10 protein-coding genes are annotated in these 11,407 nt (G+C 62.6%); 3 read left to right on the forward strand and 7 right to left on the reverse strand.

The window, feature by feature from the left end; genetic code table 11:
* Positions 1-3: 3 nt before the first annotated feature.
* From HGO40_RS15670 to pssA, 4 genes are all read right to left on the reverse strand, one after another.
* The gene (locus HGO40_RS15670; protein WP_250963741.1) at positions 4-765 is read right to left on the reverse strand and encodes an SDR family NAD(P)-dependent oxidoreductase; all 762 of its coding nucleotides are present in this window, start codon (positions 763-765) and stop codon (positions 4-6) included.
* 16 nt (positions 766-781) lie between these two features.
* Positions 782-2,446 (reverse strand): AMP-binding protein, encoded by a 1,665-nt coding sequence (locus HGO40_RS15675; RefSeq protein WP_250963742.1) that lies wholly within the window; start codon positions 2,444-2,446, stop codon positions 782-784.
* A 203-nt stretch (positions 2,447-2,649) separates the two neighbouring features.
* Positions 2,650-3,666: an AraC family transcriptional regulator gene (locus tag HGO40_RS15680; protein WP_250963743.1), complete on the reverse strand. Its 1,017-nt coding sequence runs from the start codon at positions 3,664-3,666 to the stop codon at positions 2,650-2,652.
* Between the two features lie 11 nt (positions 3,667-3,677).
* Positions 3,678-5,021, reverse strand: coding sequence for a CDP-diacylglycerol--serine O-phosphatidyltransferase (pssA, locus tag HGO40_RS15685; RefSeq protein WP_250963744.1), 1,344 nt, complete (start codon positions 5,019-5,021; stop codon positions 3,678-3,680).
* A gap of 121 nt (positions 5,022-5,142) precedes the next feature.
* Between pssA and HGO40_RS15690 the strand changes: the two genes are divergently transcribed.
* The 3 genes from HGO40_RS15690 (at position 5,143) to HGO40_RS15700 (ending at position 6,962) form a co-directional block, all read left to right on the forward strand.
* Positions 5,143-5,706 (forward strand): TetR/AcrR family transcriptional regulator, encoded by a 564-nt coding sequence (locus HGO40_RS15690; RefSeq protein ID WP_250963745.1) that lies wholly within the window; start codon positions 5,143-5,145, stop codon positions 5,704-5,706.
* 44 nt (positions 5,707-5,750) lie between these two features.
* Positions 5,751-6,230, forward strand: a complete 480-nt coding sequence (locus HGO40_RS15695) for a nuclear transport factor 2 family protein (protein WP_250963746.1) — start codon at positions 5,751-5,753, stop codon at positions 6,228-6,230.
* A gap of 330 nt (positions 6,231-6,560) precedes the next feature.
* A complete protein-coding gene (locus tag HGO40_RS15700) occupies positions 6,561-6,962 on the forward strand; it encodes a hypothetical protein (RefSeq protein ID WP_250963747.1) in 402 nt (133 codons plus the stop codon).
* Positions 6,963-6,999: 37 nt separating this feature from the next.
* Here the strand turns inward: HGO40_RS15700 and HGO40_RS15705 are convergent, their stop codons facing one another.
* The 3 genes from HGO40_RS15705 to HGO40_RS15715 all read right to left on the reverse strand — a co-directional run bounded on the left by HGO40_RS15705 (position 7,000) and on the right by HGO40_RS15715 (position 11,112).
* A complete protein-coding gene (locus HGO40_RS15705) occupies positions 7,000-9,423 on the reverse strand; it encodes a TonB-dependent receptor (protein WP_250963748.1) in 2,424 nt (807 codons plus the stop codon).
* A gap of 235 nt (positions 9,424-9,658) precedes the next feature.
* Positions 9,659-10,603, reverse strand: a complete 945-nt coding sequence (locus HGO40_RS15710) for a FecR domain-containing protein (protein ID WP_250963749.1) — start codon at positions 10,601-10,603, stop codon at positions 9,659-9,661.
* Complete coding sequence (locus HGO40_RS15715; RefSeq protein ID WP_186706814.1) at positions 10,603-11,112, reverse strand: sigma-70 family RNA polymerase sigma factor; 510 nt, start codon at positions 11,110-11,112, stop codon at positions 10,603-10,605. The genes HGO40_RS15710 and HGO40_RS15715 overlap by 1 nt, the downstream gene beginning before the upstream one ends.
* Positions 11,113-11,407: the final 295 nt, after the last annotated feature.

An 11,407-nucleotide genomic window follows, 5' to 3' on the forward strand; every position in this document is an offset into this window, starting at 1 on the left:
GACTTATTTGGCTGCCATACGCAAGGCGCCGTCGAGACGGATCACCTCGCCGTTGAGCATGCTGTTTTCAATGATATGCCTGACCAGCGCCGCGTACTCGGAAGGTTTGCCCAGGCGCGGTGGGAACGGCACGCCGGCGGCCAGGGAATCGCGCACTTCCGGGGTCATGCCGGCCATCATCGGGGTTTCGAAGATCCCCGGCGCGATGGTCATTACCCGAATACCGAAGCGCGCCAACTCACGAGCGGCCGGCAACGTCAGGCTGGCGATGGCGCCTTTGGAGGCCGCATAAGCCGCCTGACCGATCTGCCCGTCGAAGGCCGCCACCGAGGCCGTATTGATGATCACCCCGCGCTCGCCGTCCGCGTTGGCTTCGGTTTCGGCAATGGCCGCGGCGGCCAGGCGCAGCAGGTTGAAGCTACCGATCAGGTTGACATTGATCACTTGGCTGAAGCTGGCCAGTGCGGGGGGGCCGTTCTTGCCGAGGATCTTTTCGCCGCGCACGATACCGGCGCAATTCACCAAGCCATTCAGACCACCGAACGCATCGACCGTGGCCTTGACCGCCGCTTCAGCCGCCGCCTCGTTGCTGATATCGGCCACCACGCTCTGGCAACCCAGTTTTTGCGCCTGGGCGGCTACGGCGTCGGCGTTGAGGTCCACCAGCATCACCTGGGCGCCGGCCTTGCCCAGCATTTCACCGGGGGCCGCGCCGAGGCCGGAAGCACCGCCGCTGACGAGGAAAATCTTGTTGTCGATCTGCATCATGGTTTCCTTGGATTCAAGCTGAAACGTTCTGCGCCAAAGTCTCTTGAACCTTGGCGATTTCCTGGTTGCGCAAGATAAAGCGCTGCAACTTGCCGCTTGGGGTTTTCGGCAAGTCGCTGACAAATTCGATTTCACGGGGAGAGGCATGGGCCGCCAGGCGCTGGCGCACGTGCAGGCGCAGCTCCTCGGCCAGCTCCGGTGAGGCGCGGTATTGGGTGCTGAGCACCACGAAGGCCTTCACCAACTCGGTACGCTCCGGGTCCGGCTTGCCGATTACCGCCGCTTCCACGACGGCTGGGTGTTCGATCAGCGCGCTTTCCACATCGAACGGACCGACCCGGTAACCGGAGGTAGTGATCACGTCGTCGCTGCGGCCGACAAAGCTGATGCTGCCGTCCGGGTTCAGCTCCACGGTGTCGCCACTGAGGTAGTAATCGCCGACGAAGGCCTTGGTCGGTCCGCCTTCGTAACCGGCGAACCAGCACATGGGCGACTGGCTGCGGTCCACCGCGAGAATGCCCGGCTGGCCCACGCCCAGTTCGCGCTGGTTTTCATCCAGCACGACGATGCGATGGCCCGGCGAGGCGAAACCGGCCGCGCCCAGGTGAACGGGATGTTCCAGCCCATGGTGATTGCACAGCACCATGCCCAGTTCGGTCTGGCCGTAATGGTCATGGATCACCACGTTAAGGTTGTCGGCAAACCACCGGATCACCTCGGGGTTCAACGGCTCGCCGGCGCTGCTGACGATGCGCAGCTTGCCCTTGATCGAGCGGGCGAACTGCTCACCGCCGGCGATCAACAAGCGATAGGCCGTGGGCGAGCCGGTCAGGTTGGTGATGCCGTATTTGTTGATGATCCGGCAGGTGCTTTCGAGGGTGAACGGGCCATCGTAGAAGGTGATCGGATGCCCCATGGCCAGCGGTCCGGTCACGCCAAAATAGATGCCGTAGGCCCACCCCGGGTCGGCGACGTTCCAGAAAGCGTCTTCAGGACGCAGGTCCACCGCGTCACGGGTGTAACTCTGGAACGCCACGATGGCCTTGAGCGGCACCGACAGCGCCTTGGCAGGGCCCGTGGTGCCGGAGGTAAACATCAGCAGGAACGGGTCTTCACCGGTGAGCATCAGCGGTTCGCACTGGTTGGATTGGTTCGCCACATCGGCCCAGAAACTGTAGTCGCCACGCACGATGCCCTGGCCCTTTTCGCCGCCGACCGTCACGACGGTGGGGCAACCGGCGACTTCGTTGAGTTTGGGACGGTTGACGGCATCTGTGACGACAATGCGCGCCCCTGAGCTGCCAAGTCGGTGCTCGATGGCCTTGGGTCCGAACGCAGTGAACAGCGGTTGATACACCGCGCCGATACGCCAGGTGGCGAGGACCACGATCAGCAGTTCAGCGGTGCGCGGCAGCAGGCCGGCCACTTTGTCGCCCTTGCCGACGCCTTGGGCACGCAGGAAATTGGCGAACCGCGCGGCGTTGTCCTGCAGGTCGCGGTAAGTCCAGGTGGCCTCGCTGCCGTCACGGCCCTCCCAGAACAAGGCGATGCGCCCCGGCAGCGCATGCCGGTCGCAACACTCGACGCAGGCATTGAGCGCCTCGAGCGAGCCGTGCAATGCTGCGTTGACGGTGTGCAGGTAATCGAACTGCGACGTGGCGGACGAATAATCGCGCATGACCAGAATCCCTCTGTACTTTTTATTGGGTGGGGGAACCGTGAAGAGCGGGTAAATACTCGCGCCGAAGGGCGGTGGCGGCAATGGTCAAAGCCATCAAGTTGCTTGACTGGTTTGGCCATGGTTGGAGGGATGTGTTGCCTGTAATGGCCCTATCGCGAGCAAGCCCGCTCCCACAGGATCCGGCGCGACCCGGCAATAGGTCAGTCGCTCTCGTTGAGAATCAGGCTGCGATAATGCCCCGGGTTGGACCCGGACCATTTGCGAAACGCCTTGTAGAAGGAACTGGCATCGGCGAAACCCAGGCGCGAGGCAATTTCGACGAAGCTGATGGAGGGCTCGGCCAGCCAGGTGATCGCCAGGTCCTTGCGCACGCTGTCCTTGAGGCCTTGGTAAGTCTGGCCCTCTTCCGCCAGGCGTCGACGCAGGGTCGAGGCGGACACACACAACTGCTGGGCCAGGGCCTCGGTTTCCGGCCACTGGTCGGCGGGCAGTTGCCGCAGGTCGTGGCGGATGCGGCTGGCCAGGCTTTGCGGGTTGCGGTATTTGACCAGGATGTTGGCCGGGGCCTGGGCCAGGAAGCGCTTGAGCTCATCGGCGATGAGCCGGATAGGCAGGTCGAGGCATTCGGCGGCGAAAATCATCCGCGTGCGTGGCCGGTCAAAGCGCAGGTTCTGGCGAAACATCACGCGGTAGTCGTCGCAGAAATCCGGCGCCGGGCAGCGCAGTTCGACGGACAGAATGTGAATACGCCGCCCGGCCAGCCAACAGGCCACGCCATGGACGATCATCCAGTACGTGAAATACGTAAAGGCCCGGCGCGGCGCCTGGTCATCTTCCAGCAGCACGATCTCCGCCAGGCTTTGCTGGCGCACCCATTGGGCCGGCAGGTGTTCGAGCATCAGCGACAGAAAACCTAGCCCCGCCGTCAAACCCGTCGCCAGCGTGGGCTGGGCCATGGCGCACTGGCAGAGAAACGCCAGGCTGCCGGACTTGAGCTTGCGCGGGTCCATGCCGAAAAACTCGTCATCCAACCGCCGGGCCAGTAAACGCCAGAGCCGCGCATAGGCATGGGCCGGGACCCGCCCCTGGGGATCGTCGAGCAGCGCCGGGGCTATGACGACCTTGCTCAGGACCTCATCGGTAGCGGCTCCAGGGGCACAGCTTTGCAGCAGCGCCTCACGTACCAACTGGATGGAAATGGTGTCTTTTTCCGACATGGCGCGGATGTTCACAGGATCCGGTAGAGCAGCCGTTCGATCCGCACCCGGCTGACCCGCTTCAGGAACCTGGCCACGGCCTCGGGGTAGTCCGGCAGGGTTTCCAGGTCCAAGTAACGCTCTATCCGCAGGGTGTGGCGGTAGATCTGCTCGAGTTCGGCCTGGCGCGGCGCCAGCAGCTCGCCCTTGGGGTCGTCCAGCAACAGCGCGTTTTCCAGGTCCAGGCGAAAGGCCCGGGGGTTGAGGTTGTTGCCGGTCAGCAAGGTGTAGCGCTCGTCGACCCACATGCCCTTGAGGTGATAGGTGTTGTCCCCGTCGCGCCACAAGTGCAGGTTCAATTGACCGCTGTCGATCGCCCGCTGATGCCGCTTGGCGAAGCGGCGCAGGCTGATTTCGTAGAGGTAGGGCAGCGCCGCGATGATCTTGAACGGCTCGCTTGGCGGAATGTAGAAGTCGTTGGCGGTCTTGTCACCGACGATGATGTCGATCTTGACCCCGCGGGCCAGGGCGCGGTTGAGCTCCCGGGTCACGGCCAGGGGCAGGTTGAAATACGGGGTACAGATCGTCAGTTGCTGGCGGCTGCTGGCGATCAGTTCACCGATCACCCGGCTCAGGGGATTGTTCTTGCCCACGCCCAGCAATGGGCTCACTGACAGGCCGCTTTTGTCGAGGCTGCCGGCGCTGGTGTCATAGGTCGCGTACTTCAAGCGACTGCGCAGGTCACCGATGTCCTTGCGCAAACTGCGGGTGCTGGGCAGGTTCGGCAGGTCCAGGCGATGCACGGCCCGGGAAGTGACCAGGCCATGCTGCACCAAGTGGTGCATCGAATCGGCCAATGCCGTGTTCTGCAACAGGTGATAGCGGTCGTAGCGGTACTTGTCGAACTTGTGCAGGTAGACGTTGTTCAGGCTGGCGCCGCTGTACAGCACGCAGTCATCGATCACGAAACCTTTCAAATGCAGCACGCCGAACAGCTCGCGGGTCTGCACCGGCACGCCGTAGATCGGCACTTCGCTGGCATGGGTGCGGGTCTGCTCCTGGTACCACGCCGAGTTGCCCGGCTGCTTCTTGGCGCCGATCAGCCCGCGCTGGGCCCGCAGCCAGTCCACCACCACGACCACGTCCAGTTCCGGACGCGCCGCTTTGGCGGCATGCAGGGCATCGAGGATTTCCTGGCCGGCCTCGTCCTGTTGCAGGTACAGGGCGACGATGTAGATGCGCTGGGTGGCCTGGGCGATTTTCTCCAGCAGGCAACGGCGGAATTGAGCAGCGCCATCGAGGATGGTCACCGCGTCGGCGGTCAGTGCAAAGCTGCGCAGCTTGGGCAGCAGGGAGCGTTTGAAGAGCGACGGCATAGGGCTCGCAAAAGGTCGATTCCGAAGAACGGATGAGCTTACACCATGGATGGGTTCGGGTCTTCCTGTCGTCAAGAAAAAAAGACTTGACCAAGGAGAACGATCATTCTACTTTCAATCCATGAACGATATCACTGGTAATGAAACACGAGACATCATCCTCGATGTCGCCGAAAAGTTGATCTATAGAAGTGGCATCGCTGCCACCGGCATGGACCTTCTGGTGAAAACCGCCGGCGTCTCCAGGAAAAGTGTCTATCGCTACTTCGCCAACAAGGACGACCTGATCGTGGCCGCCCTCAAGCGACGGGACGAGCGCTGGATGCAATGGTTCAGCACCGAGGTGGACAAGGCGCCCACCCCCACCGCACGGCTGCTCAACCTGTTCACCGTGCTCAAGGGCTGGTTCGACAGCGACGGTTTTCGCGGCTGTGCCTTCATCAATACCAGCGGCGAAACCGGTGATCCGCAAGATCCGGTCCGCCAGGTGGCGAAGATGCACAAACAGAAGTTGCTCGACTACGTGACCCGGCTGTGTGTCGAACAAGGTGTCGAGCGCCCGGATACCCTGGCCCGCCAACTGCTGATCTTGCTCGATGGCGCGATTACCGTGGCGCTGGTCATGGGCGACCACAGCGCGGCTGATCACGCCCAGGACATGCTGGATAAGTTGTTACACGCCTGACCCGTTAAGCCCTGTGCAATTCATCACCTCACTGGAGATCCGCCATGCCTGCCTCTTCTGAAGTTCGTCCGCCGTTGCCGCCGTTCACCCGTGAATCAGCGCTCGAGAAAGTTCGCCTGGCCGAAGATGGCTGGAACGCTCGCGACCCACAAAAAGTATCCCTGGCCTACACACTGGATACTCAATGGCGCAACCGCGCCGAATTCGCCCATAACCGCGAAGAAGCCAAGGCATTCCTGACCCGCAAGTGGGCCAAGGAGTTGGATTATCGGCTGATCAAGGAGCTCTGGGCCTTCACCGATAACCGCATCGCCGTGCGCTACGCCTATGAATGGCACGACGACTCGGGCAACTGGTTCCGTTCCTACGGCAACGAAAACTGGGAGTTCAACGAGCAAGGCCTGATGTCCAACCGCTACGCTTGCATCAACGACATGCCGATCAAGGAAAGCGAGCGCAAGTTCCATTGGCCCCTGGGCCGCCGGCCGGATGATCATCCGGGGTTGTCTGAGTTGGGGTTGTAATTTGCTGGCATTTTCGCCAACTGAACCACCGCTATCGCGAGCAAGCTCGCTCCCACAGAGAATCCATGTCGAGCACAGCATTTTGTGTTCACGGAAATTCAAATGTGGGAGCGAGCTTGCTCGCGATGGCGGTGGAACATTCAACATCCCTGCAAGCTGACCCACCGCTATCGCGAGCAAGCTCGCCCCCACAGTGAAACTGTGGAGTGCACAGCAGCGCCAGACCAGTGGCCCCTCCAACAGGCTTGACCCACATGCCGCCAGGCATCACATTGCCTGGGTCGGCGATAAGCCCGCTGTTTCGTTGTGCAGCATTTTCTTGTGGAGCCCATGACCGCGTCGATCCCGATCCGTCCCCCCTGCCCGCCCGGCGTCTGCGATTGCGGGCGTGATGCGTTGCTGCAAGCGCCCGGCAGGGACCTGCGCATCCTTTGCCTGAACCGCCAGGAAGAAAAACGCCTGCTCGAACGCCTGGAGAACATCCAGAGCCTCGATGAACTCCAGCGCCTGCAACAACGCTTGTACGAGAACCTGGGTATCCGCTTGAGCGTCGAGCCCGGCTACAACGAAGTGCGGACCATGCGCGGCATCGCCATCGAATTCCAGGACCAGCCCGGCCTGTGCCGCAAGATCCGCCAGTCGATCCCTGCCGCCATCCGCCGCGGCCTGGAAAAACGCCCCGAGATCGCCTGGCGACTGCTGGATGCCCACGACCTGTTCCGCGATACCTGAAACCCGGGCAGCTCCCTCCCTGGAGCGGCACGTCGACTTAGAAATCCACCGTCGCGGACAGCAGGTAGGTGCGCGGGGTCGACAATGTCAGCCCAGGCTCACTGTCATCCGACGCACCGGCCGAACTCCAATAGCGCTTGTCGGCCACGTTTTCGATGTTGGCCCGCAGGGTGATGTTCTTCTCGTCGATCTTGAAGCCGTAGCGAGCGCCCACGTCGAAACGCGTCCAGGCATCGATTTCCTTGGTGTTGGACTGGTCCAGGTACTGCGCGCTGGAGTAGATGCCACGGCTGGTCAATGTCAGTCCCTGTACCGTCGGCACGTCCCATTCGGCACCGAGGTTGACGTTGTACTTGGGCGTGGCCGGTGCGCGGTTGCCATCGAAGGCGCCATTGGTGGTGTCGGTCAGTTCGCTGTCGATGAACATCACACCGCCGAGCAAGCGGGTGCCCTTGAGCGGTTCGCCGAACACGCTCAACTCCACGCCGGTGTTTTCGCGCTTGCCGTTGGGGCCGAAGACGCGAGTCGTGGCGTCGGTCGCGTAGGCCGGTTGCTTGATCCGGAATACCGCGGCGGTGACGGCGAACGGGCCGGCGTCGTACTTGGCGCCCACCTCGACCTGACGGCTGATGAACGGTGGGAAAATCTCATCCTCATTCACCGATGTCGACGGCGCGATCTTGCCCTGGCTCAGGCCTTCCATGTAGTTGGCATACAGCGACAGCTTGTCTGTCGCCTTGAACAGGATGCCGCCCGACGGCGAAACCTTCTCCTCATCGTAGGCGGTGTCGCCCTTGACGTTATTGGTCCAGTCGTCAACCTTCACCCGTTGCCAGCGAGCGCCGAGGGTCAGCAGCAAGCGGTCCTCGAACAGCCCCAGGGTGTCAGACAACGCCACGCCGCTGAAGCGGTTCTCGGTGTAGACCTTATCGTCCTGTCGCGTCGGGTTGCTCGGCGTTGGGGTCTGCACCGGGTCGTACAGGTTGCTGCGGCCGTTGCCGTAACGAGCGCCACCATTTTCGAAGTCCATGTAGAAATAGCTGGCCGCCAGGTTGACCTCATGGCTCACCGGACCGGTATGGAACCAGTTGCGCACCCCGGCCGTGGCCGTGCGGACATTTTCCTCCCGGGTGAAGTCACGGGGCTGGACGGTGAAGTCGCCCGCGTCATTGGTGACCGAAACGTTGTGCCGAAGGAAGTCGTGGTCACTTTTACGCGCGCCGACACCGCCATACAGCATCACGGAATCGCTGAGATCGAACTCAGCGTTCACGGTGCCGAAAGTGTCCTGGGTGCGCGCCTTGCTCCACCGCTGGGCGTAGTTGTCGCGCACATCGCTGGCGTGAGGAACCTGCGCGTTGGCGCCGACCTGCACACGTTCCTGGGGCGCGTCGGTGTTACGCTCGGTGTGGCCAATGTCGGTCGACAGTCGCAGGCGTTCCCCGAGAAAATCCAGGCCCAGCACCGCCATCTCGCGGTCCACGCTCTGGTGATCCCATTCGGTGTCGCCCTCCTGCTTCACGCCGTTGAAGCGGATACCAAACTTGTCCTCTTCACCAAAGCGCCGACCGACATCCACCGCCCCGCCCAACTGGTTATTGGAGGCGTAGCTGCCGGTGAAGGAGGTGATGGGCTTGTCGGTGGCGCGCTTGGGCACCACGTTGATCCCGCCCCCCCCGCTGCCCCGCGGCGAGACACCGTTGATGAGCTGGCTCGGACCCTTGAGGATATCGACGCGTTCGGCCATCTCCATATCGATGGTGTAAGTCGGCAGGATGCCGTAGAGGCCGTTGTAGGCGACATCGCTGTTGAACAGGCTGAACCCACGAATGGTGAACTGCTCGTAGCGTCCGCCCGCCGGGTTGGTGGCGCGGACCGAGGGGTCGCTGGCGATCAGGTCGCCCAGGGTTCGCGCCTGCTGGTTCTTGACCGTAGTGCTGGTGTAGGTGGTCATGCTGAACGGCGTTTCCATGAAATCCCGCGAGCCCAGCAAGCCTTGGGAACCGCGCCGTGCCACCTGGCCGCCGGCATACACCGGACTGTCCGTCGATGCCGTTGCGCCGAAAATAGAAGTGGGCGCCAACTGCAGGCTGCCGCCTTCCGGCGCTGGCATCAGGATGTACGCCTGCTCCCCCACCGGCTGCAATTGCAGGCCCGAGCCTCGCAACAGCCGGGCAAACCCCTCTTCCACACCAAACTCCCCCGAGAGCCCGGCGCTGTTGCGCCCGCTCACCAAGGCTGGGTCCACCGAGAGGTTGACCCCGGCCAGCCCGGCAAACCGGGTCAACGCCGCGCTGAGGCTGCCGGCCGGCACCTGGTAACTGCGCCGGGCGGCTTCTTCGGCGTGGCTCGATGAGATGAAAAAAGGGCTGGCACCCAGGCTCAGCATGAGGCTCAGGTTCAACAGCGGACGCCAGCCGGCAAAGGCCGGGCGCAAACGCAAAGGAACAACTGCGGACATTGGAAAGCGCTCTCGTTTTTGTTCAGTTGCCTTGAATGACAAGCGAGACAAAAAAAGGGGACAGGCCTTGTGGCGAGGGGATTTATCCCCGTTGGGCTGCGCAGCGGCCCCCAACCAGACCACTCGGTGTGCCAGTAAGATCGAGGTCGTTGCTTTTGGGGCTGCTACGCAGCCCAGCGGGGATAAATCCCCTCGCCACAGGGGTATCACTGCTGGTTTCTATTGCATACCGGCCTCAGGCCAGTTTTTTGCGAGGCGTCAACGTCACCCAGTAACGAGTACGCATGTGCACGTCCAACGGCAGGCTGGCGGCAAGCAGCGTGAGGATTCGATCAGTGTTGTCCAGGCGGAAGCTGCCAGTGATTCGCAGCGATTCCAGGGTTTCGTCCCAGCGCAAAACGCCAGGACGATAACGGTCCAGCTCCCGCAGGAAATGCCCCAGCGGCTGGTCCTGCGCAACCAGTACCCCGTCACGCCAACCCAGCTGGGCCACATCGAACGCCCGCACCGGCCCCGCGCCTGATGCCTGGAAGTTGACCTGCTGGCCCTCTTCCAAGCTCAGCGAAGGCCCGCGCAAGGGTTGCAGTTGCGCCGAGCCGCTGAGCACCGACACCCGGCAGTCTCCCTCACCCAAGTGCAGGCAGACTTCGCCACGATTGAGTGTGATGAGCCCATAGGGTGACTCGACGGACAGCGGCGTGCTCCCGGCGAGCTTGAGGGCCATCTCCCCGCGCACCAACACCAGGCGCCGAGCGTTGAGATCCAGGTCGACGGCGCTGTCGGTGTTCAGTTGCAGCGCACTGCCATCGACCAGCGTCCAGCGTCGTTGCTCCCCCGTGGCGGTGTGCAAGTCGGCGCGCCAGACCTCCAACGGCAGCTCTCGCCCCAACAGCCAGGCAGCCGGGACCAATGCAGCGACGCCCAATGCACGCTTGAGCACCGCGCGCCGGGCCAGCGCCGGACGGTCCAGGGTGGCCATGCCCAGGGAGGCTGGCACCCCGGCAAAGCGCTGGCGCAATCGCTGGGCCTTCTGCCAGGCCGCCTCGTGGTGAGCGCTGCTGTCGCGCCAGCGTTGCAGGGCCGCCGAGTCGAACGCGTCGCCGTCGAATTCCATCAGGGTCAACCAGCGGGCAGCCGCCCGTGCCGCTTCACGGGCCTCGGGTGATGGCGTCGACGACATCAGAAGTCCACCAACAGGCAATGCTCGTAGGCCTGGGCCATGTAGCGCTTCACGGTGCGCTCGGAGACTTGCAGGCGCTCGGCGATCTCGCGATAACCCAGGCCTTCGAGCTGACTCCATAAAAAAGCCCGCCGCACCAAGGGCGGCAGGCCATCGAGCAATTCGTCCAAGGCTTGCAGCGTTTCCAGCAGCAGCCAACGCTGTTCCGGCGACGGCGCGCAAGCTTCAGGCAGGTTCGCCAACGCGTCGAGGTACGCCTGCTCCAGATTGCGTCGGGTGTAGAAGTTGCTCAGCAGGCGCTTGCCGACAGTCAGCAGGTAAGCCCGGGGTTCTTGCAGGTCAGCCAATGGCTGGGCACTGGAAAGCACCCGCAGGAAGGTATCCTGGCGCAGGTCCGCCGCATCCCAGGCATTGCCCATGCGCCGTCGCAACCAGCCTTCCAGCCAACTCCCGTGGTCACGGTACAACGCATGGAGGGATTGCTCCGTCGGCGTAACTGCATCACACATGTCCAGAAGCCTGCGCAAGGTCTTAAATGAGACTGATTCTAATTAATGTTCGCGCATGAATCCAAGTTGTTTATGCAAAGTGTGTCTAAAAGGTGATTGACGGGGCTGCTACGCCTTCCTCACCACAGGAGGAAACTCAGAGACACTACATTGTGGGAGCGAGCTTGCTCGCGATAGCGGTGGGTCAGCTTGCTTCAATGCCGGTTGGTCTGCCGCCATCGCGAGCAAGCTCGCTTGTATGTTTAGACTTGAAGGGGTGGGCGGGACTAAAAGCTCGATTCCGACTCTAGCCAGT

This window comes from Pseudomonas sp. CG7 (assembly GCF_023701885.1).
In the GTDB taxonomy this organism is placed as follows: domain Bacteria; phylum Pseudomonadota; class Gammaproteobacteria; order Pseudomonadales; family Pseudomonadaceae; genus Aquipseudomonas; species Aquipseudomonas zanjanensis.

Coding starts and splice junctions, on each gene's coding strand:
- HGO40_RS15670 (WP_250963741.1), bottom strand. CDS start 765: ATGCAGATCGACAACAAGATTTTCCTCGTCAGCGGCGGTGCTTCCGGC.
- HGO40_RS15695 (WP_250963746.1), top strand. CDS start 5,751: ATGCCTGCCTCTTCTGAAGTTCGTCCGCCGTTGCCGCCGTTCACCCGT.
- pssA (WP_250963744.1), bottom strand. CDS start 5,021: ATGCCGTCGCTCTTCAAACGCTCCCTGCTGCCCAAGCTGCGCAGCTTT.
- HGO40_RS15715 (WP_186706814.1), bottom strand. CDS start 11,112: ATGTGTGATGCAGTTACGCCGACGGAGCAATCCCTCCATGCGTTGTAC.
- HGO40_RS15700 (WP_250963747.1), top strand. CDS start 6,561: ATGACCGCGTCGATCCCGATCCGTCCCCCCTGCCCGCCCGGCGTCTGC.
- HGO40_RS15680 (WP_250963743.1), bottom strand. CDS start 3,666: ATGTCGGAAAAAGACACCATTTCCATCCAGTTGGTACGTGAGGCGCTG.
- HGO40_RS15705 (WP_250963748.1), bottom strand. CDS start 9,423: ATGTCCGCAGTTGTTCCTTTGCGTTTGCGCCCGGCCTTTGCCGGCTGG.
- HGO40_RS15710 (WP_250963749.1), bottom strand. CDS start 10,603: ATGTCGTCGACGCCATCACCCGAGGCCCGTGAAGCGGCACGGGCGGCT.
- HGO40_RS15675 (WP_250963742.1), bottom strand. CDS start 2,446: ATGCGCGATTATTCGTCCGCCACGTCGCAGTTCGATTACCTGCACACC.
- HGO40_RS15690 (WP_250963745.1), top strand. CDS start 5,143: ATGAACGATATCACTGGTAATGAAACACGAGACATCATCCTCGATGTC.